Source organism: Cesiribacter sp. SM1, assembly GCF_020178975.1.
Taxonomy (GTDB): domain Bacteria; phylum Bacteroidota; class Bacteroidia; order Cytophagales; family Cyclobacteriaceae; genus Cesiribacter.
In genome coordinates this window covers 13,243-36,113 of record NZ_JAHXBU010000002.1, presented here as the reverse complement: position 1 = coordinate 36,113, position 22,871 = coordinate 13,243, and the positions used below count along the sequence as shown (strand labels likewise).

Genomic DNA, 22,871 nt, shown 5'->3' with positions numbered 1-22,871 from the left:
CATGGGAGGTGGCGGTGGTGAAACGTACATAGGTTTGAACACTGCCATGCTTCTAAAGTCATGTATGCTCAGACTGCTGTCAGGAGCTAATGGCACCTCTTTATATAAATCAGCCAGATTTCGAAAAAAGAATGCGCAATTCCACTGGCTCCTCGTGTAAGCCGTAGGCACAACTATTGATCTCACCTCCCTTATAATGAATAGAGACACACTGAGTCTGATCATCAGTCCAGGGGGCTGCATAATCTGGCTGTAGGGTAGTAATCGAAAGCTGATGGATCTGACGAAGCAGCCGATCATACTCTTTTTGAGAAACACTTCCCCTCCATCCCTTTTCTTTTTCTGTGAATGCTTCTCCCCAAAACCACAAATTTCTATCTTCATCAACCCTGATATAAAGGGATGGGCATGTCCCATAACAGCCTGATGAGCCATAGCTGATTTGCATTGGCTGAACTGAATTTTTCTGCTGCAGTTTAAGCAAATGAAATTTCTTGTATAAAACCTCATTACCAGGATTGAGGGGATCTAAAACAAGTTTGTCAGGGGTGAAATGTTCAATTCTATAGCTGCGTTGTACTTTTTCAGGGGCCGAACCCCCTACCTCCTTTTAACTATAAAGATCAAGGTATCATTCTGAATGACATATGTTGCTGCACCTCTACCATACTTGGAGGATACAACCTGATTGGAATCTAAAAAAGAGTACCACGTTTTCCAGGTAAATACCGGGTGAACATTTATTTCTTCAGGATGCGCAACAGAATCCAAAATCCAGTCTCCAAGGATCTGCTGGCGATAGGTGAAGTTCTTGGCAGTTTCATTTCTATAACAGGAAAGGCTGGTAGTCGCCACCACCAGAATAGATATTATGCACAGCAATCTCAGCACCAAATTGTGATTTAGTTTGAGCTTATTCGGTTGAACTCGGCAGGAATTGTTTGCCTCCTACATAATTGATTAACAGACTGTTTCAACAACACAACTATGTATGGTGAAACAAAAAGTTATCTTCTGCGGGAATACAACCTGTTGCTAACATTTATAATATTTTTTCTGCAGTAGACAAACAGCGCCTTTTAAAATCCTTTCTCGCCCCTTCACTAAAGCAACAGCTATAAGTGTTTTTCATGAATAGTATTATATAATAAGCTTTTTTCATAACTCATAAGTACTTTTCAGCTGTATTGCCATCAGCACTTTTCATAAAGAATGGCCCCAAATAAGCATTTTTCACAGCCCATAAGCGTGTTCAAGGAAGAACTGCACATGAAGCTGGAAGTTTGGTCGGGTACGATTAAGAGTTTATATACTGCTCATATGCTTAATTTGCGCCATCAGGTTTATTCAATATAGTTTGATGAGTACATTTCCTTAGCAAGGATTTCCATCCTTCCGAATAAATTACCGCTTCTAGGATATCCCCCAATTAGTCCATACAAAGTACAACCAATAGCACTTGCCGCCATACCAATAAAGTATGACTCCTCCACATGAATGTAAATTCCATTGCCAGCAAGAGTTAGCGTAATTATTCATTATGCTGCTCCAGGTATGTTGTTTGTACAGCTGCACAGCTAAACAATCCTTGACTCCGAATACAGATCATAAACAGCCACGAGGGATTCATGGCCGACGACACCAGGATATCGCTCATACTCATCTATCTTATTGCGGTTCTCCGCATAAAACGGTTGATATTCAGCATCAAGTTCATTCCAGACAACGAGCAGATAGTGGTAGTTCAGCCTACTCAGCCGTCCCCTTTCCAGCCAGGTCTCAAACAGCTCCTCATCAAGGGTTTTAGGAAATTTCGGACTATCGAACATCATACAGAGGCTAATTTATAAGAAAAAAGAAGTGTAATTTACCAAGTGCTCGCCGGATAACCAATAAGATACTTTCTATAGCTTCCTCTTATCTGAAAACAGAAATTATAATACTTACTTCTGGAATTTATCATCAAGTATCCAACACCTCACTAGGCAGCAATGCAGTTGAAGGACTGCACCATCCGCAGAGCCTATCTAATGTCAGCAGTGACTTGTTTAGAAAAAGTTGATCACAAAAAGGTTAATTTTTGGTAGAACTTTTTTCAGGACAAGTCATTCGTTATTGTATTTATGGCCGGTTGTTGCGCTTGCCTGGTTCAACGTTTAAATTTCCTTTATGATCTGATCACGCTGTGAAAGAAGCGCAGCAGCTATTGGAACTAGTCATCGAAGCCCAAATAAGAGCACCTCATGTTTTGGGCAGATACTCTAAAGTATGCAATAGAGTTCATTAAATAGTATTGTAAATGTGAGATGTACATATTATAAACGTCCGTTCAAAATATGTCCAGGCAGTGATATCAGCCTACTTTTCCTGAAGTTGGGCGTTTTACAAAGGAGCGTTTATATAATGTCCCGGAAAGGAAATCAGCCCACGCTATGGCTACAAGAGGCAACTAAAATTGGTGATTGTAGAAAAATATGGACAGGGAATATAGGAAAAGGCATGGGAAAGCACTTAACATCTAAAGGGGGGGAGTATGATGTAAGGTTAGATATTGCCCGCTCCTGAAGATGATAACCAAACAGGAGCATCATACAGGATTAATTCAAACCCAGCGCAATTGATTTTCTCGAATCCGGTATCAGAAGTCAAAAGAGGGAATTGGTATAGAATTGCTGTGGCAGCAACAACAGCATCCGGTAGCTTTAGCTTGTATTTGCGCATGAGCTCAATCATGTTTTCCTGAATGAATTCATCATGTCCATGAACCTTCACTTTATGTGTGAAAAAATGATTGATTTTTTTCCCGACTGATATCTGTGAGCTTAGGGTAAGCAAAGGCTTCAATCTGGCTGATCTAGCTTGTATGTACCTTGGGAAAATATCCATCTCAAAATAAAAAAGGGCCTCGTGACCCTTATCAATATTGATGATGGCATTGGTGTCAATGAATAGATCACTCCCCTTGTCACGAAGTTTTTTCTGATAGGCTAAGGCATCTCTACTGCATAACCATTTGACTTGGTATATTCGAATATCTCTAAATCCTATGCATTCTCCAGTCCCAGATGTCTTACCTGTTTTGCACCAGGAAAGGTATCCTCAAGCTGCTTTGCAATGTTGGGAGAAATATTCTGGTCGAACAGCAGGGTCAAGATGCAATCCGGAGTTTATGTTCTTTATCAGCAGCAAAGGCAAGACAGGCATTGATCATGTCCTCGTTCAGCTCTTCGAAGTCAGCTAAGATCTCTGCCTTAGACATACCATTTGAGAGCCAGTTGAGTACATCATAAACTTTTATTCTGGTACCCTTTATAGTAGGCCTACCGAATCTCTTGTCAGCTCTTATTACTATGTAGTCCTGGTAATTCATATCCCAATATACTCAAAAGTTGGCTACCATGTTCCGATTTAATGAACCATAACGGGTTGTATATGGCTTGTGGCGGTTTCGGAGCAATTTCGTGTCCACCAAGGATGAACCACACTACGGAGAGCATACCTTGCTGGCAGCCGCTCATCCGCCATAAGCTATATGAGTAGCTTTTATTTTTCATTAAGTTCTTTTGGCTTGTACAGAATGATTATTTGAATCAGTACTGCCATTATAACCAAGAAGATAATTTCTCCTTGTGTGAATAAGTTAATGGTGTCTTTGGCTTTGTCGCTAATAAAAACTTGTCGCCTGCCTTCTTGTAATTGAATTTTAGAGAGGTCATACAAATGATGATCTATTTTATTTATGCTTTTTATTAATTCACCATTTGAGATATTAGTAGACGACCTTTCTTTTTGCTTAAGTGATTCCAATTCTTCTTGAAGTTGATTGAATACCAACCGCTCTTTTTCGGTCAATTTTGTAAGCCGATACTCCTCTACTAATTGATTTAGTTCCTGATTGTACTTGATGTTTTGGTTATTAAGAAAAAGGGTGTCTGAGGTCAGAATAGCAATTTCCTTTTCCTGAATAATCTTGGACATTTCAAATAACAGGTCACTGGCAACAATTCTGTCTTCATACATAGTAGTCACCGAGGAGCTCAGGCGGTTGAAATTGTCTCTATCAATCAGGTTTGTTATGAGTACAATCAAGAAGACCAAAAGAATACTTGCAATCCATCTTATTTTAGCGAAAAATCTCATATGCTTTTATTTGGTTCTAAAGACACCATTGAAGTCTTAGCTTTTTTCAGAGTTGCTGGATTTAACTTGTTTTGGTTACTCACAGTCGAGTCACGCAGGGGAATTTCACCCCCACGTTCTCACGGAACCGTACGTGAAAGTCCCGGCGGGGCCCGCTCCCTTCATACGGCTCTTCTTGTTTAATCACTAATGTAGTAACATTTTGGATGTGCCAGTACCTTTTCAGGTAATGGCAGTGATCTGTTTCTAGCTATTCAATCATCCCATTGCTAGTTGTATCATAGCTGAAACTAAACAAGCCAGACCCTTCGCTCCAGCTCCATTACAGAGCCTTCATCACTACTACGATCTAGTCCGCCACCACTATCTCATACTATCCTGGTATGACTGCTTCCCCTTCAAAGAGGGTTAACAGTGCGATATTTGCTTCTCTTGTTCTCCCGCAATAAGCGGGATAAACTTCCATAAGCCTGTGCTGCATTCCTGCCACCTTTACCCGGGGGCGCCCAGCCCGAATGCCGCATGATCAGTAATCAGGTCACCCTTCATGCTTGTCACAGGTGCGGACGTAGTACTTACTTTCGACATTACTTTATATCCTAACGAGGCTTCTTAGGTGGTTCAGACTGGGCGTCCCCATTTATTCAGCTCCTCAACACACACCTACAGGAATCTCTGTTCCCGTTTTTCCTTATCGTTTACCACCAGAGACAATTACTCCTCCAGCAGCATAAGGTGGTTTGCAGACTCCCCCTGACGGGCGTCTGCGGAAGTCCAATCCTCTTCTTCTGAAAGCAGGTCGGCCAGCCCTTTCGCTCGGCTTCCGCACTTGTGGCTCTCTCAAAAGAAAAGCCTTCCATCTTTTGTACAGCATCCTTCCCCCACTATTGTAGGAGTCGGTTCAAGACACACACGTTCATTGATAAAGCAGCAGCCCATTCACTGACCTCTGCTCAGAGTACGCAAAGATTTTTGCCTGCACTGTCAATGGCAACCATGCTGGCGGGGCGGTTGCTTTATTCTGTTGTTGCCCACAGTTTATTATTATGCTACTTTCACCTGCCTATCTAAAAGCTCTACTTTGAAGTTTACTTTTGCTTCAAGAGCTTTGAAGACCTTTAATATCGTATCTATGGTCACATTGCTGGCATTGTTCTCTAGTCTGGATACTTGAGCTTTTTTAACTCCGATTAACTGTCCGAGCTGTTCCTGGGTCAGATTCCTTTCTTTTCTGGCAGCTTTGATCATATCGCCAATAAGCTCGAGTTTTAGCTCAAACTCATACTGATCACGAGCAGGAGTTCCCTTTAACCCAATCAGCTTATCTTCTGCTTCATCTAAAGAGTACTTTTTCATAATCCTTTGTTTTTAAAATAAACCTGTCGGATGCGTTCTGCTTTATCAATTTCTTTTCTGTCCACCTTGCTGGTCTTCTTGATAAATCCATGTGTAGCAAGTACCAGCGTTTGCTTCTTATCAGTTTTATCCCAGAAAGCCAGTAGTCGATATTGAAGTCCGGCATAAAGCGTTCTAAACTCCCAGATCTCCTCGTTCAGTTTCTTAAAGAGCTTCGGATCATGGTGAAACTGCGCGCGACGCACATTCTGAAGTATCTTTGCCCGATGCTTTAAGTCCAGAGATTGTAAGAATTCAAAAGCCTCCTCGAGCAGGCCAACTTCGAATTTCTGATTAATTTAGTTTACATATATAGATACAGACCAAGATACTAAAAAGTTTCGTTAAATGTAAACAAACGATCTTCAATTGTGGGCAACGTGCGCTGAATAAAGCAGGCGACCTTCACCGGCCTTTGCTATGCCCACGCAAAGGTAGACAATAGCATTGTCAATGGCTGAATGCGCTGGGGGAGCTTGCTTTATTCTGTTGTGGCTGTTGCACAACACTGCCAAAATAGCTGTAGTTAAGCTAAGGGACAAACATTCAAGGCAATGCAGGGGCGGCATAATTTTGTTGACAGAAAGCTGCTGGAAGTGTGCAGCTTAAGACTGGATCTTCTCTACTTTCTGGGTTATAACATAGGCGAAGAGCTTCCCTGCCACTCCACGCTTTGCCGTACCAGAAAGCTACTTCCCAGGCCCATCTTCAACAAGCTATTCAACCACATTCTCTCCCTTTGTGTAGAATCAGGTATGGTAGCTGCCGCTGTGGAACAGGTTCCGTTGCAGCAGTGGACTCTGCCCTGATCAAAGCCAACGCTTCCATGGATTCGCTGGAGCTAAAAGTAGCCCAGGAAGAACTGGGAAAGGAGCTACAGAAAGCAAGGCCGGTGATCTCCACTGCCAGACGTAAAGCAAAAGAAAACATAGCCAGCCTTGAAGAGCAAACTATCACTGCATCAAAAGAAGAGCTCCAGGAACTAGAAAGCAGGCAGGAGAACTGGCACCACAAGCAGTTTACTTCTCCTGCTGGCAGCTTAAAGCAGGCCCGCTTCACCTCCAATAAAACCCATTACTCACCCGTAGACCCTGATGCCAGAATAGCCGTAAAGCCCGGCAAAAGAAGGCAGCTCTGCTACTTCAACCAGTTAGCAGTCGATACCTCCCATCATGTTATTGTACACACCCAGGCTGATCTCTCTGATCAGAACCGACATGGAACGCGACAGCCAGTGTCTGCCCAGGATACTGCAGGAAACCAAAGAGAGACTCCAATCCTTTGAGCTTGGCTTGAAAGCTCTTTTAGCTGATGGAGCTTATTGCTCGGGAGAAAACTATGCCCTTTTGGAGAAGCTAAACATCCAGGCCTATATTCCTGTACATGGCACCTACAAAGGAGGTCCTGAAGGTTTTACTTATGATAAGGAAGAGGATGTGTGGATATGCCCCCAGGGCAAGAAAGCCACCTTTAGAAAGATCAAACGATCGGCTCAAGACAGCCTCCAGCGCCAGTACTTCACCACCAGAAGTGACTGCAAAGGCTGCCCCTTGAAAGACTCCTGCCTGGGTAAAGAGCAGAAAGAAAAGAAAATCGACATCACCTACTACAGAGAAGAATATGAAAGAGCTATAGAAAGGCTGGATTCCAGAAGAGCCAGGTGGATGAAGAAAAAACGATCATCAACGGTGGAGCCAGTATTCGGCACCCTGATCAACTACATGGGCCTGTCAAAAATCAACACCAGGGGCATCCTTTCAGCTGATAAAAAGATGCTCATGGCAGCTGCTGCCTATAACCTCAAGAAATGGATCAACTTCTGCCAGAGCAGAAGAAAAACAGCAGCGCTAATAGCCCCAGTGGGGGCTATAAATACTCTTTTTTGGCTGTTTGTGGTGAAATTTGATCTGACTGGAAAATTTAGAAGTAGCTGGTGTTAAAAAAATCAACGATCAGCCTACTTTTTCAGCGAGTTGTGTAACAGCTACTGTTGTTACGCCCAGGCTTTCATTTGTTTATTCGCCCACCAGGCTTAATATTTTTGTTAGAATTTTTTCAGATATTCTAAAATCAGTCTGCTGTACATCATCAAGCACCGGTGCCAGTTGATCTATATGTCCTTTTTGCTTGGCTTTAACCAAAATGCCTAAACTGCCAGTTATCTGAAGATTTAAAGACTTTGCAACCTTCCTTGCTTTCAAATCATCAATTACTACTGTTGATTGTGGTAACTCAACGCCCAAAGCAATTGCACTGGATTCACCTACTCCAAGTATTTGTTCAAGGATACGTTGATGCGACTGATTTGCAACTTTCCTGCTAAGAACCCAGTCCGGCAGTTGCTTACCATATTCCGCAGCAACTTCTGGTGTCACATAAATTGTATTGTAACACAGTCGAAGAAGATCAAGCTGATTGATTTTATCAAAGAGTATCAAGCAGCTTGTATCACAAATAATCAGGTCAGGCATTTTCTATATCCGATAGTAGATCCTCTTCGGACTGACTGAATATTGAAAATCCGAACTTACCCAGTATTTCTATAAAAGCCCTTTTGGAAAGTCCAGCCAAATCAGCCGCCTGCCCAAGAGATAGCCTTTCTCTTTCATAGAGTTCACCAGCTAATATGATCTTCAGCTCCGGTTCATTGATATCTATGTTGTCCGGTATATTTAAACTTACTGTCCGCATGAGCTAATGTCTTTTAACATTCATAATCCTAATATACGAACTTTAGTTTCTATTTGACTTGTGCACTATGTTTGAGTGAGAGTCCTTCTATGGTAAGCAGGAAGCTTACCACCACCCTTTCCCGAAGCTGCTGTTTTGCTTGGGCATAATCGAGTCACGCAGGGGAATTTCACCCTCGCGTTCTCACGGAACCGTACGTGAAAGTCCCGGCGGGGCCCGCTCCCTTCATACGGCTCTTCTTGTTTAATCACTAATGTAGTAACATTTTGGATGTACCAGTACCTTTTCAGGTAATGGCAGTGATCTGTTTCTAGCTGTCTAATCGTCCCATTTCTGGTTGTTACATAGCCGAAACTAAACAAGTCAGGTCCTTCACTCCAGCTCCATTACAGAGCCTTCCTCGCTACTACGGCCTGATCTGCCACCACTATCTCACACTATCCTTGTGTGACTGCTTCCTTCTTCAGTTAACAGTGCAATAGTGGCTTCCGCTTCGGCGGTCCGATCTTGTTCCGAACAAAAGCCTGTGCTGCATTCCTGCCACCTTTACCCGGGGGCGCCCAGCCCGAATGCCATGTGATCAGAAATCAGGACATCCTTCACACTCCCTTCACAGATGTAGACGTAGCACCTGCTTTCGACATTACTTTAATCCTAACGAGGCTTCTTAGGTGGTTCAATTTATTCAGCTCCTCAACACGCACCTACAGGAATCTCTGTTCCCGTTTTTCCTTATCGTTCACCACCAAAGGCAGTTACTCCTTCAGCAGCATAAGGTGGTTTGCAAACTCCCCCTGACGGGCGTCTGCGGAAGTCCAAATCCTCTTCTTCTGAAAGCAAGTCGGCCAGCCAGTTCACTCGGCTTCCGCACTTGTAGCTCCTTCAAAAGAAAAGCCTTCCATCTTTTGTACAGCATCCTTCTCCTACATGAGCAGGAGTCGGTTCAAGACACACACGTTCATTGAATAAAGCAGATGCCCTTCACCGGCCTTTGCTGAATGTACGCAAAAATTGCTTCCTGCACTATCAATGGCTGAATGCTGTTGGGGCATTTGCTTTATTCTGTTGTTGAACTAAACCGCTTACAGCGGTAGAGGTTCAATGTATTCCAAGTGGCACTGCTTTGAAGCAAGAGACACTGCTTCAAAATAGGTATAAGATTTCATAACCAAAATAAAGATGGTATGAAATCTAAGCAACAACCACAATCCACAGCAGCAGACCTGCAGCCCCTGGCTTTCAATGAAGCCAACATTTCACAGGTAGCAGGTCTTTCCCCTCTGCTTTCAAGCTTCACCAAAAGAGTATCCATCAGCTACTCTAGCAAAAGCACCACGGCTACCTACCGCAGGGCAGTGCGCGACATCAGCCTGTTCTGGAGCTCTTCCCACTGAACTAGAAACAGACCAGATCCTGGACTACCTGCACTTTTTAAAGGACAAGGACCTAAGCTGGGCAAAGATAAAGCTGGATGTGGCGGCCCTGAAGTACTTCTTCCGGGAAATGGCTGATAATGAAATCCTGGCTGCTTCCATTCCTTATCCTAAAGAAGAAAAGTCCCTGCCCCAGGTCTTGAGCAGAAAAGAGCTGCTGCGCCTTTTTGATGCTGCCCCAAATCCGAAGCACCGGGTGATCCTGCGCCTTTGCTATGGCAGCGGCCTGCGCAGAAGTGAACTCGTGAAGCTACGCATAGAAGATGTAGAAACCCAGGATGGCAAGTGCCGACTCAAAATCAAGCGGGGAAAGGGCGGCAAAGACCGCTACACCGTGCTTAGCCAAAAGTTGCTCCCAGAGCTAAGAGACTACTTCAGAGCCTGCAGGCCCAAAGACTACCTGTTCAACGGCCAGAAAAAAGGAGAGCCCATGAGCCCAGAACTCCTGCGCTACATCATGCAGGGAGCCCTGAAAAAGAGTGGCATCAAAAAAGCAGTAAGCCTGCACACGCTTAGGCATTCATTTGCCTCTCATGCCCTCCCTGGAGGATGGCATGAACCTGCGCAGCCTGCAACAGCTGCTGGGGCACTCCTCCATCCAGACCACCATGATCTACCTGCATGTAAGCGAGGTGCCGCTCAAAGGCACCTTCTCTCCCCTGGACTCCCTTGAGCAGTAAACTAGCAACACCTGCTGTTACACTACAGCAAGTGCTGGCAGAGCAGCTGGACGAACTATGTCAGCAGGGCCTGGTAAACAGCTATGAGCTAAGGATCCTTTCTGCCCTTAAGGCCTGCAGAACCGCTACCCTTGGCGGACACTGGCAGGCCTGCGATAGCTGTGGGGAAGTAAAGGCACACTACAACAGCTGTGGCAACCGCCACTGCCCTATGTGCCAGGGAGCCAACCGGGAAAGGTGGCTGCTGGAGAGGGAGTATGATCTCTTTGATGTGCCCCATCACCATGTAACCTTTACTATACCCTCCCAGCTAAGAGCGCTGTTCAAGCTAAACGAAAAGCTGCTTTACAACCTGCTCTTTTCATGTATGTGGGACACGCTGCTGTCTTTTGCCAGCGATGAAAGAAGCAGGCTAGAGGCACAGATTGGCACCATCAGCATTCTGCACACCTGGACCCAGAAGATGGAGTACCACCCCCACCTGCACTGCATTGTTCCCGCAGGAGTACTTATCGCTGATGGCAAGTGGAAAGCAGCATCTGGAAAGTTCCTGTTTTCTGTCAAAGCCCTTAGCCAGGTGTTCAGGGGCAAGTTCTGCCAGGGGCTGCGCGAGCTTAAAAGCAGGCTTAAGCTTAGCAGGGGCATCACCAAAGCAAACTTCGACTGGTTCCTCAAACAGCTTAAGGAAAAGCCCTGGGTAGTAAACAGCAAGCCAGGCTTTAAGGGGAAAGAATCAGTGCTGGAGTACCTGGGTAGATACACCCACAAAATAGCCGTTTCTAACTACCGCCTGCTAAAGCTTGATCAGGGGCAAATCACCTTTAGCTACCGCGACAGAGCAAAGGGGGATGTAAAACGGGTGATGAGCCTACCGGTAAAGGAGTTCCTGCTTCGCTTTAAGCAGCATATCCTGCCGAGGGGCTTTGTTAAGATCCGCCACTATGGCCTCTTTAGCACCAGGGTAAAAAAGGAAAAGCTGGCCCTGGTAAGAAAAGCCCTGGGGCAGAAGCAAAAGCAAAAGCTCCAAAAGCTAAGCCTGCAGCAGGTAATAGAAAAGACACTGCAGCAGAACATCTACCAGTGCAAAAGTTGTAAAGAGGGCAACCTGGTCATTGTAAAACTACTGCCGCCCACCAGAGGATCACCCTCAAAACCAGCGGTAGACACCCAGCTGAAAAGGAGAATCGGGCACTAAAAAAGCTTCCGGACAAGGAGGCCTGGCAACTCTATGCCTACACCATAAATGATCAGCAAATCAGCACAGGAAAAAGAGGCTAAAACAGCCAAAAGGATGAAGAAAAAGAAGGATCGTCAGCAAAAACATCCCGCTAATCCTGCAGCCTGGGCCAAACACCAAAGATTGAAATTACACAGGGGCAAAAGTGGACTGGCAGCCTTCCGCCCTTAACGCACCAGCGGCTTAGTGCAACAGTTAGAAAAAATTAGTGGGAGCCCCCCGGGCCCACTTAATTTTGAGTTCTAATTGTTGGGCTTAGTGTTTTCTTTTTTTCTCTCTCCCGCTGCTGCTTTTTCTCTTTCATCAGCTTTCTGAAATCCGCCAATTCTTTTTCAGTCCATGGTTCGGATTCTACGGTGAAGTCTACGCCTTTAGGTTCTTTTATTAGTCCCATGATTATTTCGTTTTAAAGTATCTCTGCACAAGCTTTTCTGCACTGGGTGTATCGATGAACATCCTTTTTCCTCTAAAATGCGTCGCACCTATGGTTTTCTCATAGTGCTTAATCAGCGAAGTTTTGGAGTCAAAGGCAACATATCCATCATAGCCCCTATCAAAGGATAGCTTACAAGCAAAAGCAAATAAATTGCCAGCAACACCAACATATACTTTATTGGCTCCCTTATTGAAGTTTGAGCTTTCGATCAGGTGAATGAATATGTGATCTGCCTTATCTTCAATGCTCAAGAGGCCGTGTATGATTTTCGGGTTGTTGATAGTGGTCAGCTTATAAATCTCTTTGCTGCTATCCTTTATTTCAGTTAACCAATCGAAAACCCACTCTGTTCCCTTTACCAGCTTATTGTCCGATTGTTTGAGCTGGATGACAGCAGTATCAAATACCTCTCCCGTAAAGCTATTCTCAATGGAATTCGTAAGGCGGTCAACTTCAATTTCTACAGCACTTGATTTCTTTTGCTTCATCCGATGAAGTTACAAAAGACCATGGAAATAACCTCGGACTTGCATTAAGCCCAACTCCTTTAAAAACACACCAGGTGCATCTTATCTGCTATGGTTTGAGTATTAACATAGCATTTGTTTGGTTCAAATCTAAGCCATGAAAAGGAGCTAAAGGTGAGTAGGTAGATATGGTCGCGAGTGAAAGCATAAGCTTTTGGACTGTTTGAAAGGCATTTTTAATATAACAAGCCTTAATTTGGCTATAAATCAATACAAGTATTTGATTTTGAACCTTTCCGAAAGGAGCCACTTCTTTTGTGCCCTTCGGTTGTAATAACCATTCATAAACGTTTAAGACGTTTACCAACACATAGGCAAGGGTGCGTAGGACTGGCTATGAACTACACAGCTTTTTTCGCTTTCTAGCAACACTAATTTTCCGAGTCTTTACTATATTATATACACCTTCTAAAGCATATTTAACCTCCTTTTTAGCAGTAGGTTCAATTGATAAGGAAAAACCAATTACAAATATTATTTAAAAATCCCAGTTAATTAGCTGGGTTCAATTTTGGCAATTCCCTTTAAGCATGCTGCAGCTTATCAGCATTAAGTTCATAAGGCTGAATTAGCAGCTCAACAGAGAGCCCTAGTAATTTAGAGAGATTCCGGATCATATCCAGCGTAAGCGGTCTTTTGCGATTTAGCACTAAACTCACGGAGCTTTTATTGCCCATCGCCTCAACGAGATCCTTGTCCTGTAATCCCAGCTCTTCCATGCGAATCTTGATTGCTTCAATAGGATCAGGATATTCTACAGGGAAATGTTCAGCTTCGTATTTCTCAATCAATAAAACTAATACTTCTGCTTCTTCACCCTCTGCGGAACCTGGTTGAGCATCAAAGATTTCATTTAATCTTTTAAGAGCTGCTTTATAGTCTTGTTCGGTATGAATAGCATTTACAGTAACCATGTTGATTTGTAAATTAAAAATGTGGTTAGTAGTTCGGTTAATACCCTCGACCTGCTGCCGGGGGCTCTTCTTCATGTTTCTATGGTCAGTAGATGCAAATAGTTGTTGCATCTATTTGATCATATTCCTGGTGAGTGCCTATAAAGCAAATAAACACCCACTGCATCTGATAATTAATTTTGGCAATCAGCTTGTACTTATTTCTTGCAATGTTGAAGACTACTCGGCTATTCGCTATCGGGTCAGCACTGTTAAAACTCTGCTTCACATCATGGGGAGTCTTCCACTGCGCTTTCCTTGTCACGTCCAACCATGTCACCAATGATTCCTTCGAGTCCGGATGCTTTAGGTAGAATGCTCTGATGTTGCCAACGGCAACAATGTTCTTCATTTCTACGGTTCTCCTGTTTTGGTTTTCTATTATCAATTGTTTACAAAACGTAAACTCCATCTACAAAGTTTACATATTGCAAACATAAGCAAAATTAGTTTACGTTTTGTAAACAAGAGTAATGAAAGTTTACGAATTGTAAACAAAGTAATCGAGTGTTACAATTCTTAAACGCTCGTTCAAGAATTGTAACACCTCAAGAATTTTGCTACTTTTACTCCCGGATGAAGAAGTACGTTGCCTATTATCGGGTGTCGACCCAGAAGCAGGGGCAGTCCGGACTTGGACTTGAAGCCCAAAGAAGAACCGTTGAGCAGTTCTGCCGGGAAGGAGAAATATTGGGGGAGTTTACTGATGTGGAGTCAGGCAAGAACAACTCAAGGCCGGAACTGATGAAAGCCATTACTTATGCCAAACAGCAGCAAGCACTCCTGGTGATAGCTAAGCTGGACCGCCTGAGTAGGAACGTGTTTTTTATTTCTTCCCTCTTGGAATCCAGAGTGCATTTCAAAGCCTGCGATCTACCCGAGGCAGATCACTTCACGGTGCACCTGTTTGCCGCTCTGGCAGAAAAAGAAAGAAAGATGATTTCGGAACGTACTAGGTCCGCTCTGGAGAGTAAAAAGGCCCAGGGCTTTATACTGGGCAATCCAAAGAACTTAACACTGGAAGCAAGGGAAAAAGGAGTAGAGGCTATCATAAAAAATGCACGCACCAATGAGCATAACATCAAGGCAGGGGAGATGGCACGCTTACTTAAGAGAGATGGTGTATCCCTTCGGTACATTGCCAATAGGCTAAACCAGCTGGGATACACAACCCGGTATGGCAAAAGCTATCATGCTACCTCTATTAAGCGACTTCTGGAGAACAACTACTGCTAAACAATAAAGTATTTATTTATCAGTCATTTAGCTGTCTCAAGCGCTCCTATTTGGGTAAAGTTTCATTTTTAGAGAAATAATGTATTAACTGAAACCACTTTCTCTTGCCTGACAGAGGAAACATTGAGTAGTAGCTTTTCAGCCCAAGCTGCCTAAAACTGGCGACAGTAGAAGGTGTATTGGAATAGTTACATTACACTTTAACGAATGTTTATGTGTAATATAGATTCGGCACAAACCTAACTGAGTAGAAAGTAAATCATGTACTGCCCTAACCCCCTAAAAATAGGAAGAGGATTCTACAAGTGTGTTTAGAAATTTGAGTTTGTTACCAGCGGTTGTTGGCTGGGTAAAGTTCTTAATTTTTGGGTGTACTTTTTGCCTTCAAGGAATTGGTTTGGTGAAAGATTATCCAGGCTTCCGTGCAGCCTTTCCTGGTTGTAGAAGTTCATGAACCTATTGAAGGCATCTTTGGCTTCAGCCAAGTTCTCAAATTCATATTTTGCACATACCGCACTCTCTACTATGGAGTGAAAGGATTCTATATAGCAGTTTTCCTGCGGTGTGGCCACATGAGTGAATTCATGATCTACTGACATTTCTTTTAGATATTCCCGAAACAAGCCTGCCTCGAATTGGCTGCCGTTATCCGTTCTCAGGCTTACTTTCTCTGGCATCTGGTAGTGGTGGAGCACTTCTTTCATCAGGTCGATCACCTGGTGCTTGGTGATGCTCCATTCAAGCCTGTAGCCTAAAACACCACGAGAAAACACATCCAGAACAGTGATCAGCAGAGCATTTCTGTGCTGGCCATGAATGTAAATATACTTGATATCGGTCTGCAGGCACTCAAAAGGAACAGAAGGATTAGGAAGGAGATCCTGAGCAATACGCTTGCCACGTTTATCTCTTCTGATTCGGTTACTAAGCAGACGAGCCTCTTTCATGAGCCGGTATACCTTTTTCTGGTTGATCACCAAACCTTCGCTGTCTCGGAGCCAGTCGGTTACCTTATTATAGCCATAGTCCACGAACTCCTGGTTCAGGAGCCATTTGATGCGCTCCAGCACATATTCGTTGCTATAAAGGATGCCTTCTTTGCTAAGGGTGTGGGTGCTGGCTTTTCTGCCTCTCTTACCACCAAAAGGAAGAAAATAATAGGAGCTTTTGCTCAAGCCACATAATGGCAGCACCTTGTAGAGCGGGTAGCCCTGCTGAATGAAATCTTTAGCAATCATGATCCTGTACCCTTTCTGGCAGTGCTTTTTTTTAGAAGCTCTTCTTTGATGCGCAGGGCCAGCTCTCTTTCAGCCAGCATCTCTTTAAGCTGCTGGTTCTCTCTTTGCAGGCGTTTTACTTCTGGGTCAATCTTGTAGTGCTTGCTGGCAAGAGCATCTTTGCCGCAAGTATCATACTTTTCCTTCCATTGGTAGAAAGTATTGCTGTAGATGCCATGCTTGCGGATAGTGGCCGTAATGCCTTCCTTTTCTGCCTCTAATAGGATCTTTAGTTTCTCGTCTGCTGTCCAGTGTCTTCTTTTCATTGCTCTTACAAGTTAAGGAGTTTAACTTGTAGAATCTTTGGTCCAGTTATTTAGGGGGCTAAGAAGTGGAATGGCCCCGTGGCTACAACCACCTGCCTGGCTATGTATTCGCCCTTACTGGTAGTGACTGTAAATAAGCTTCCCCTTTTTCCAGCCGATGTACATCAACTTGCAGGAGTACGGGCAAGTAGAATTTTTTGGCATACTGCTCCAGATAATCAGAAATTTCATCCTTGCCAGCATATCCCATTGGATCTCCGCTCAACCCTATGCCTGGAAGGGCACTTAACCAGCGAGGGGTAAACAGCTCAAGAGAATCATAGCGGTTTCTCCATATATCGCCCAGGCGGCTTTCCCTGCCAATAATAGCAAAAGAAAGTTCTTTTTGTTTTAAGAAGTAGCCCATTGCCAGTCCTGCCTGGCTTGCCCCGATCACAATAACATCTAGTACCATAGCCAATCATCTTTATTAGCATCTCTACAGGCAAAGGTAGCCTGGTAGGGCATGCAACGGTATTGCAATCTAGAAGCAGTCGGCGCAAATACCTTTTGCCATTAGATTGATCTCCTGCAAATTAAACCTGGACGGTAGCTGAAATGCAGGAATAGCTACTTTAGGCATGCAGAAGGTTTTCTGGCAACTATTACAATGAAAATGAACGTGCAGGTCTTCAGGTGCACACTGACACCCCTCTTCACAAAGCGCATATTTGGTTGCGCCACTACCGTCGTCGATATGATGTATGAGTCCTTTTTCTTCAAAGGTCTTCAGCGTACGGTAGAGGGTGATTCGATCAGCTTTCTCATATGCTTCCTCTGCTTCTTTAAGGCTAACAGCAGCATTTTGCTGTTGCAGGTACTCCAGCACCAATAGGCGCATGGCAGTAGGCTTGATGTGCCTGGCTGAAAGCAGCTGTTCTAATTCTTTTATTTTCATTGCAATACTGTTAATGGTTAATGAGCATGTTCTGCTTTGCCTTTCTGCATCTCGGCCAGCAGATAATAGGCTGCATTTTTGGCTACCTCGGCTCCCTGCGGTAAGGGTTTGGCCGGTGTAATGGCTACCATGCCCATGGCACGTTCGCCTGTAATTACCTCAACGGGGGTAAAGTAAAACATTTTGGTTTCATCTACAGCTGCAGCACTGGCAGTAGCTTCTTCTTCATGATGTTCTGCCGGTGCTTCTACTTTCAGAAATATATAGCTTTGGGTTCCTTCCTGTACAATGGCCTCTTCCGGCAGTGCAGCAACCGTGGATTCACCCGTTAGGATGTGGCCCCTGACATAAATACCTGGGATCATATTGTGCGCATCTCCCTGAATATCGGCATGTACATGCACTGCTTTAGGATTATCTTCGAAAGCTTTGCCTACCGCAAAAACCTTGGCAGTGTAGGTGGTATCAGGCTTGTTTCCGACCTGGAACTGCACCAGCTGGCCTTCCCGTACCTTTTGTACATCCTGCTCAAAGACCATCAAATCAACATGTACGTGCTCGTTGTTTACCACCTCAAACATATCTTCCTGGGCGGGTACATACTGTCCCAGGGCCACTTCAACTTCCTTGACAAATCCACTGATGGGGGATACAACTGCTACTTTTCGTGATACATTGCCTGCCAGAACAGCAGATGGATTGATGCCAATCATGTTCAGCTGCTGGCGAAGTCCTTCCACACGGGCTCGTTGTCCCTTCACATTTGCCAGGGTCTGCTGATACTGCTGGCCAGAACCCACTTTAGCTTCAAATAGACGCTTTTGTCGCTCGTATTCCTGCTCCAGGAACTGCAGCTGGCTGGCTGCTTCTGCATAATTCATCTGCATTTGTACAAGATCTGGATGTTCCAGGTAAGCCAGGGGCTGTCCTTTTTTCACCCGATCTCCTTCAATGACTTCAATCTGGCTTACATTTCCGCCTACATAAGCGGTTACACGCGCAAAGTTCTGGGGCGGTACTTCAAGATAGCCAGTAGTGGCAATACTGGAAGTAAGTTGCTGCTGCTCAATCGGCCCTACCTTGAGCTCCAGGGCATTTGCCTGGGCAGGGGATAAACGTACTAGCTCTTCTGTGTGCCTGGCTTCTTCTGCTGCTTCATTGTGCTGCTCTTCAGGGGCCTGCTGATTGCAGCCGGAAGCCAACAACAGGGTAATAAACAGGTAAGATATTATATGGATAGATTTCATGATTATCGGCTTTGGGGTATATATAATTGAAGTTGCGCATGTGCCTGCAGAAGTTGCTCAAGTGTTTGCAGATAAGCCTGCCGCATGCGTGCAACACCCTGCAGGTTCTGGTTGAGAGCAATATAATCAATGGCACCTTCCTGGTAGGCAAAGCGTACCGCTTGTACCTGCTCCTGCAATTGCGGCAGTACTTCTGTTTGATAGTTCAGGTATAGTTGGTAGAGAGAGCTGTACTCTAAGAGAAGCTGCTGATAAGTAGCCCTCACCTGCAGCTGCTGTTGTTGGAGATTTTGCTCCTGGATTTCCACCTGGATGCCTGCAGCCCTTGCCTGTGCTTTTTGGCTGCGGTTAAGCAAAGGAAAGCTTATGCCAGCCTGATAGGTGTAAAACCCTCTTTCTCCATCTACCTGTTGCAGGCCTGCCTGCAGGTTTAAATCAGGCAGGCGCTCCCGCTTTAACAGCTGGTTTTGTGCTTCAGCCGCACTTTTTTGAGCACTTGCAACTGCAAGCTGCGGAATAGCAGCAGGCAGGGAATCAGGTAATTCAGTAGCAGGCGGCAGTGGCAGTTCTCCTGGTACCACCACGCCTTCTATGGGAGTGCCTGTATATTGGGTGAGGCGTACCAGCGCTGCCCGAAAAGCAGCCTGTGCCTGAGCGCGCATGGCCAGCACCTGGCTGTACTCGGTTTGTGCCGTTAAAAGTTCCAGTTTACCCGTGGCCATGACTTCGTAGCGGATCTGGGCTGCCCGTTTGAACTCACCATACAGGCTGTCCAGGTCAAGGGCCAGCTGGAGTTGCTGTTGTGCTACATAAGCCTGCCAAAACGTTTGGCGCACTTCCTGGAGGATCTGCTGCTCTACCAGTGCTTGCTGGCGAAGGCTCACGGATGTCTGCTCCTGCTGCAGCTTTTTACGAGCACCGGTAGAAAACACATCAATATCCTGCTGACCTATGCCTATCAGCGTATAAACCCCACCATTGGCATTGCCTAACTCTTCGCCCCCGGTGAATATCTGCGTGGAGCCTAACTGCAGGCTTCCCTTTTGCAATGCCTGCTGCCGCTCTACTTCAAGTGCAGCAGCCTTTAGAGCCGGGTACTTATCCCTGGCCAGTGCAAGGGCTTCTTCAAGGCTTACACTGTCTTTTACCGGCAACTCCTGCGCCTGGGTAGCAGCCGGAGCAGCCATTATCAGCATAAGCAGCAGAATCGCTGCTCCTGCAGGTGCTCCAATCATACTACTCCCATTTCCTCTTCTACGCTCTAGCCACTGGTAGAGTACGGGCAGCACAAACAAGGTAAGCAGGGTAGCAGTTAGCAGGCCACCGATGACCACCGTTGCCAGGGGCCGCTGCACTTCTGCACCGGCAGAAGTAGAAAGTGCCATGGGCAAAAAGCCTAATATATCAGTAGAAGCCGTAAGCAGGATGGGGCGAATCCTGCGGGTAGTACCCCCTAAAATACGCTCCTGTAAGTCTGCCACGCCTTCTTCCTTTAGCTCGTTCAGGCTGTTGATCAGTACAAGGCCATTGAGAACGGCTACACCAAAGAGCACAATGAATCCCACGCCTGCCGATATGCTAAAGGGCATATCCCGAAGCCAGAGTGCCAATACACCCCCAATGGCTGCCAGCGGTATGGCCATGAAAATGATCATGGCCTGCTTAAAGGAACCCAGGGCAAAAAAGATCAGCATAAAGATCAGCAGCAGGGCTACGGGCACGACAATCTGCAGCCGCGCTGTTGCCCGTTCCAGGTTCTCGAATGCTCCCCCATAGCGGATGTAGTATCCGGCAGGCAGCTGCAGTTCATCATCCAGCCGCTGTTGAATTTCCTCAACCAGGCTTTTTACATCTCTTCCCCGCACGTTGATGCCAACATAAGTGCGTCTGCTGGTGTTCTCACGGCCTATCTGCATTGGCCCTGGTTCGTAGTTGATCTGGGCTACTTCCTTCAAGGGCACCTGGCTGCCATTGGGCAGGGTCACATATAGATTTTCCAGCGTACCCTGCTGCTGGCGTAGGGATTCCTGCAGGCGTACCACCAGGCCAAAGCGCCTTTCTCCCTCAAAGACAACTCCTGCCTGACCACCACCAAAGGCAGTCTCTACCAGGGTGTTCAGCTGCTGCACATCAAGACCGTACTGCGCCAGTTTCTGGCGGTTGTACTGAATGCGTATTTGGGGAAGGCCGGTAGTGGCTTCGGCCTTATAATCTGCAACGCCAGGTATGGTGCTGACGATGCGGCAAATCTCTTCTGCCTTACGGGAAAGTACCTGCATATCATCTCCGTATAGCTTGATGGCAATGTCTTCACGCACCCCCGTCAGCAGCTCGTTGAAGCGCATTTCAATGGGCTGGGTAAATTCATAGCTTACCCCTGGAATGATGTTGAGCGTAGCTTTCATATCTTCGATAAGTTCCTCTTTGCTATCAGCACTGACAATTCCCTTTTCTTCGTCCAGAATCACAAAGATGTCTGCCAGATCCATGGGCATGGGATCGGTAGGCACTTCGGCTACACCAATCCTGCTGACAACCTGTTTTATTTCGGGGTATTGCTCCAGCAGCAGGCGCTCTATTTTGGTGGTTGTTTCTGTTGTTTCCGTCAGGCTGCTGCCTGGTTTTAAAATGGCATGGAAAGCAATATCTCCTTCGTCGAGCTGCGGTAAAAATTCACCGCCAAGCCCCAGAAATCCTACCACCGTCAGGGCCAGTAAGGCAACAGCTCCAATCAATACTATCTTGGCTCTCTGTAGGCTTTTATGCAGCAGCGGCCTGAACTTTCGCTCAAGCCAGCCGGTGATTTTATCTCCTATCTCAATTCTTGAACCCTTACCCTTGCGTACAAACAGGGCTGACATCATGGGCACATAGGTAAGGCAAAGAATCATGGCTCCGATGATGGCAAAGCCAAAGGTAAGAGCCATGGGCCTGAACATTTTTCCTTCAATTCCTTCCAGGGTAAGAATTGGCAAAAACACGATCAGGATGATCAGTTGCCCAAAGAAAGCAGAATTCATCATGCTTTTGCTGGACTTATAGGCAACTGCATCACGTTCTTCCTGGCTTAGACTGCTGCGATCTTTATACTGGGTAGCAAAAACAAACACTACGCTTTCTACAATGATCACGGCCCCGTCAACGATGATACCAAAGTCGATGGCTCCCAGGCTCATCAGGTTGGCGGATACATCAAAAAAGTACATCATGATAAAGGCAAACAGCAGGCTCAAAGGAATGGTGGTGGCTACTAGTAAGCCCGCCCGCCAATTGCCCAAAAGGAGCACCAACACAAAAATTACAATCAGTCCCCCTTCAATTAAGTTAGTGGACACCGTTGAAGTTGTGTTGCTAATCAGGCTGCTTCGGTCCAGAAAAGGTTCTATGCTGACACCTGCAGGCAGAGAGGCTGCAACCTGCTGCATGCGCTCTTTCACGTTCTCAATTACTTCGTTAGAATTGGCACCTTTCAGCATTAGGATCATACCACCAACGGCTTCTCCCTTACCCCCTTTAGTCAGGGCACCATAGCGGATGCCGCTGCCAAACCCCACCTGTGCTACATCGCCCACTAGTAGGGGAATGCCTTCTCTGGTATCTACTACGATGCTTTCTATGTCCTCGATGCTTTCTATCAGCCCTTCAGAGCGAATAAAGTATGCCTGGTGCTGCCGCTCGATATAGGCTCCCCCCGAGTTCTGATTGTTGCGGCTGATGGCTTCAAATACATCTGCAATGGAAAGGTTCATGCTGCGGAGCCTGTCAGGATCTACCGCAACCTCGTATTGCTTGAGCTGGCCACCAAAGCTGTTGACTTCCACTACCCCCGGCACCATGGCCATTTGGCGCTTTACAATCCAGTCCTGGATGCTGCGTAGCTCGGCAGCCGAATACTGGTTTTTATAAGCTGGATCTACTTCCAGGGTATACTGAAATATCTCTCCAAGCCCTGTAGAGATGGGACCGATAAAAGGTTCTCCCATGCCTGGCGGGATGGCTTCATTTACTTCCAGCAGCTTTTCTCCCACCAGCTGACGCGGCAGGAAGTTGCCCATGTCGTCTTCAAAAACGACTGTCACAACTGAAAGCCCGAATCGGGAAACCGAACGGATTTCTTCTACGCCAGGCAGATTGGCCATAGCCAGTTCTACCTGGTAGGTAATGAATTGTTCAACGTCTACAGTGCCTAATGTTGGAGCAACGGTGATAATCTGCACCTGATTGTTGGTGATATCGGGTACGGCATCGACCGGCACTTTTTGCATAGCCCAGAAACCTGCAATGATAAGCCCCAGCGTACCTAAGCCAATAACCAGCTTATGCCTAATAGAATAGGCGATTATATTATCTATCATGGTGATGTAAAACAGATGAGTGCCAGCTGCATTTCCTATAAAGAAATGCAATGGTATTACT

The 22,871-nt window shown here is 45.6% G+C and carries 28 protein-coding genes and 1 pseudogene; 9 read left to right on the top strand and 20 right to left on the bottom strand.

Annotated elements, in window-relative coordinates; all coding sequences use genetic code 11:
* Positions 1-109 precede the first annotated feature (109 nt).
* The 8 genes from KWJ01_RS28180 to KWJ01_RS00455 form a co-directional block, all read right to left on the bottom strand.
* The gene (locus tag KWJ01_RS28180) at positions 110-448 is read right to left on the bottom strand and encodes a DUF6438 domain-containing protein (RefSeq protein ID WP_224994303.1); all 339 of its coding nucleotides are present in this window, start codon (positions 446-448) and stop codon (positions 110-112) included.
* A gap of 1,129 nt (positions 449-1,577) precedes the next feature.
* A complete protein-coding gene (locus KWJ01_RS00485; protein ID WP_370634615.1) occupies positions 1,578-1,832 on the bottom strand; it encodes a hypothetical protein in 255 nt (84 codons plus the stop codon).
* 712 nt (positions 1,833-2,544) lie between these two features.
* Complete coding sequence (locus KWJ01_RS00480) at positions 2,545-2,886, bottom strand: PIN domain-containing protein (RefSeq protein ID WP_224994302.1); 342 nt, start codon at positions 2,884-2,886, stop codon at positions 2,545-2,547.
* A 158-nt stretch (positions 2,887-3,044) separates the two neighbouring features.
* A complete protein-coding gene (locus tag KWJ01_RS00475) occupies positions 3,045-3,152 on the bottom strand; it encodes a DUF5615 family PIN-like protein (RefSeq protein ID WP_224994301.1) in 108 nt (35 codons plus the stop codon).
* Positions 3,149-3,370: a DUF433 domain-containing protein gene (locus KWJ01_RS00470; protein WP_224994300.1), complete on the bottom strand. Its 222-nt coding sequence runs from the start codon at positions 3,368-3,370 to the stop codon at positions 3,149-3,151. The genes KWJ01_RS00475 and KWJ01_RS00470 overlap by 4 nt, the downstream gene beginning before the upstream one ends.
* A gap of 173 nt (positions 3,371-3,543) precedes the next feature.
* Positions 3,544-4,140 (bottom strand): MCP four helix bundle domain-containing protein, encoded by a 597-nt coding sequence (locus tag KWJ01_RS00465; protein WP_224994299.1) that lies wholly within the window; start codon positions 4,138-4,140, stop codon positions 3,544-3,546.
* A 1,044-nt stretch (positions 4,141-5,184) separates the two neighbouring features.
* Positions 5,185-5,496 (bottom strand): helix-turn-helix domain-containing protein, encoded by a 312-nt coding sequence (locus KWJ01_RS00460; RefSeq protein WP_224994298.1) that lies wholly within the window; start codon positions 5,494-5,496, stop codon positions 5,185-5,187.
* Positions 5,493-5,810 (bottom strand): type II toxin-antitoxin system RelE/ParE family toxin, encoded by a 318-nt coding sequence (locus KWJ01_RS00455; RefSeq protein ID WP_255650976.1) that lies wholly within the window; start codon positions 5,808-5,810, stop codon positions 5,493-5,495. Before KWJ01_RS00455 ends, KWJ01_RS00460 begins: the two co-directional genes overlap by 4 nt.
* A gap of 279 nt (positions 5,811-6,089) precedes the next feature.
* Between KWJ01_RS00455 and KWJ01_RS00450 the strand changes: the two genes are divergently transcribed.
* The 3 genes from KWJ01_RS00450 to KWJ01_RS00440 are packed head-to-tail and all read left to right on the top strand — an operon-like array spanning position 6,090 to position 7,475.
* A complete protein-coding gene (locus KWJ01_RS00450) occupies positions 6,090-6,344 on the top strand; it encodes a transposase (RefSeq protein WP_224994297.1) in 255 nt (84 codons plus the stop codon).
* Positions 6,329-6,820 (top strand): hypothetical protein, encoded by a 492-nt coding sequence (locus tag KWJ01_RS00445; protein ID WP_224994296.1) that lies wholly within the window; start codon positions 6,329-6,331, stop codon positions 6,818-6,820. The genes KWJ01_RS00450 and KWJ01_RS00445 overlap by 16 nt, the downstream gene beginning before the upstream one ends.
* Positions 6,753-7,475 (top strand): transposase, encoded by a 723-nt coding sequence (locus KWJ01_RS00440; RefSeq protein WP_224994295.1) that lies wholly within the window; start codon positions 6,753-6,755, stop codon positions 7,473-7,475. Before KWJ01_RS00445 ends, KWJ01_RS00440 begins: the two co-directional genes overlap by 68 nt.
* A gap of 75 nt (positions 7,476-7,550) precedes the next feature.
* Here the strand turns inward: KWJ01_RS00440 and KWJ01_RS00435 are convergent, their stop codons facing one another.
* Positions 7,551-8,006 (bottom strand): DUF3368 domain-containing protein, encoded by a 456-nt coding sequence (locus KWJ01_RS00435; protein WP_224994294.1) that lies wholly within the window; start codon positions 8,004-8,006, stop codon positions 7,551-7,553.
* Entirely contained in the window at positions 7,999-8,226 is a 228-nt protein-coding gene (locus KWJ01_RS00430) for a UPF0175 family protein (RefSeq protein ID WP_061987036.1), read from the bottom strand. The genes KWJ01_RS00435 and KWJ01_RS00430 overlap by 8 nt, the downstream gene beginning before the upstream one ends.
* A 1,184-nt stretch (positions 8,227-9,410) precedes the next feature.
* Between KWJ01_RS00430 and KWJ01_RS00425 the strand changes: the two genes are divergently transcribed.
* The 5 genes and pseudogenes from KWJ01_RS00425 (at position 9,411) to KWJ01_RS00410 (ending at position 11,747) form a co-directional block, all read left to right on the top strand.
* The gene (locus KWJ01_RS00425) at positions 9,411-9,620 is read left to right on the top strand and encodes a hypothetical protein (protein WP_224994293.1); all 210 of its coding nucleotides are present in this window, start codon (positions 9,411-9,413) and stop codon (positions 9,618-9,620) included.
* Between the two features lie 109 nt (positions 9,621-9,729).
* Positions 9,730-10,152 (top strand): annotated as a pseudogene (locus KWJ01_RS00420) (tyrosine-type recombinase/integrase); the annotation flags it as partial.
* Between the two features lie 40 nt (positions 10,153-10,192).
* Positions 10,193-10,339, top strand: coding sequence for a tyrosine-type recombinase/integrase (locus KWJ01_RS28175; protein WP_370634614.1), 147 nt, complete (start codon positions 10,193-10,195; stop codon positions 10,337-10,339).
* A complete protein-coding gene (locus KWJ01_RS00415; RefSeq protein ID WP_224994292.1) occupies positions 10,329-11,534 on the top strand; it encodes an IS91 family transposase in 1,206 nt (401 codons plus the stop codon). The genes KWJ01_RS28175 and KWJ01_RS00415 overlap by 11 nt, the downstream gene beginning before the upstream one ends.
* Before the next feature lie 48 nt (positions 11,535-11,582).
* Entirely contained in the window at positions 11,583-11,747 is a 165-nt protein-coding gene (locus tag KWJ01_RS00410; RefSeq protein ID WP_224994291.1) for a hypothetical protein, read from the top strand.
* 58 nt (positions 11,748-11,805) lie between these two features.
* Here the strand turns inward: KWJ01_RS00410 and KWJ01_RS00405 are convergent, their stop codons facing one another.
* The 4 genes from KWJ01_RS00405 to KWJ01_RS00390 all read right to left on the bottom strand — a co-directional run bounded on the left by KWJ01_RS00405 (position 11,806) and on the right by KWJ01_RS00390 (position 13,844).
* Positions 11,806-11,970: a hypothetical protein gene (locus KWJ01_RS00405; protein WP_224994290.1), complete on the bottom strand. Its 165-nt coding sequence runs from the start codon at positions 11,968-11,970 to the stop codon at positions 11,806-11,808.
* A gap of 2 nt (positions 11,971-11,972) precedes the next feature.
* Positions 11,973-12,500, bottom strand: a complete 528-nt coding sequence (locus KWJ01_RS00400) for a hypothetical protein (protein ID WP_224994289.1) — start codon at positions 12,498-12,500, stop codon at positions 11,973-11,975.
* A 563-nt stretch (positions 12,501-13,063) separates the two neighbouring features.
* The gene (locus tag KWJ01_RS00395) at positions 13,064-13,528 is read right to left on the bottom strand and encodes a type II toxin-antitoxin system HigA family antitoxin (protein WP_370634613.1); all 465 of its coding nucleotides are present in this window, start codon (positions 13,526-13,528) and stop codon (positions 13,064-13,066) included.
* 10 nt (positions 13,529-13,538) lie between these two features.
* The gene (locus tag KWJ01_RS00390; protein ID WP_224994288.1) at positions 13,539-13,844 is read right to left on the bottom strand and encodes a type II toxin-antitoxin system HigB family toxin; all 306 of its coding nucleotides are present in this window, start codon (positions 13,842-13,844) and stop codon (positions 13,539-13,541) included.
* A 224-nt stretch (positions 13,845-14,068) separates the two neighbouring features.
* On the opposite strand from KWJ01_RS00390, the gene KWJ01_RS00385 reads away from it, so the two are divergent.
* Complete coding sequence (locus KWJ01_RS00385) at positions 14,069-14,728, top strand: recombinase family protein (protein ID WP_224994287.1); 660 nt, start codon at positions 14,069-14,071, stop codon at positions 14,726-14,728.
* 311 nt (positions 14,729-15,039) lie between these two features.
* On the opposite strand, the gene KWJ01_RS00380 is transcribed toward KWJ01_RS00385, so the two are convergent.
* The 6 genes from KWJ01_RS00380 to KWJ01_RS00355 all read right to left on the bottom strand — a co-directional run bounded on the left by KWJ01_RS00380 (position 15,040) and on the right by KWJ01_RS00355 (position 22,810).
* Positions 15,040-15,966 (bottom strand): IS3 family transposase, encoded by a 927-nt coding sequence (locus tag KWJ01_RS00380; protein WP_224994286.1) that lies wholly within the window; start codon positions 15,964-15,966, stop codon positions 15,040-15,042.
* On the bottom strand, positions 15,963-16,271 hold the full coding sequence (locus tag KWJ01_RS00375) for a transposase (RefSeq protein WP_224994285.1): 309 nt from the start codon (positions 16,269-16,271) through the stop codon (positions 15,963-15,965). The genes KWJ01_RS00380 and KWJ01_RS00375 overlap by 4 nt, the downstream gene beginning before the upstream one ends.
* Before the next feature lie 100 nt (positions 16,272-16,371).
* Complete coding sequence (locus tag KWJ01_RS00370; RefSeq protein ID WP_224994284.1) at positions 16,372-16,725, bottom strand: NAD(P)-binding domain-containing protein; 354 nt, start codon at positions 16,723-16,725, stop codon at positions 16,372-16,374.
* 69 nt (positions 16,726-16,794) lie between these two features.
* On the bottom strand, positions 16,795-17,208 hold the full coding sequence (locus KWJ01_RS00365) for a Fur family transcriptional regulator (RefSeq protein WP_224994283.1): 414 nt from the start codon (positions 17,206-17,208) through the stop codon (positions 16,795-16,797).
* A 17-nt stretch (positions 17,209-17,225) separates the two neighbouring features.
* Positions 17,226-18,455 (bottom strand): efflux RND transporter periplasmic adaptor subunit, encoded by a 1,230-nt coding sequence (locus KWJ01_RS00360; protein WP_224994282.1) that lies wholly within the window; start codon positions 18,453-18,455, stop codon positions 17,226-17,228.
* 2 nt (positions 18,456-18,457) lie between these two features.
* Complete coding sequence (locus KWJ01_RS00355) at positions 18,458-22,810, bottom strand: CusA/CzcA family heavy metal efflux RND transporter (RefSeq protein ID WP_224994281.1); 4,353 nt, start codon at positions 22,808-22,810, stop codon at positions 18,458-18,460.
* Between the last annotated feature and the right edge of the window lie 61 nt (positions 22,811-22,871).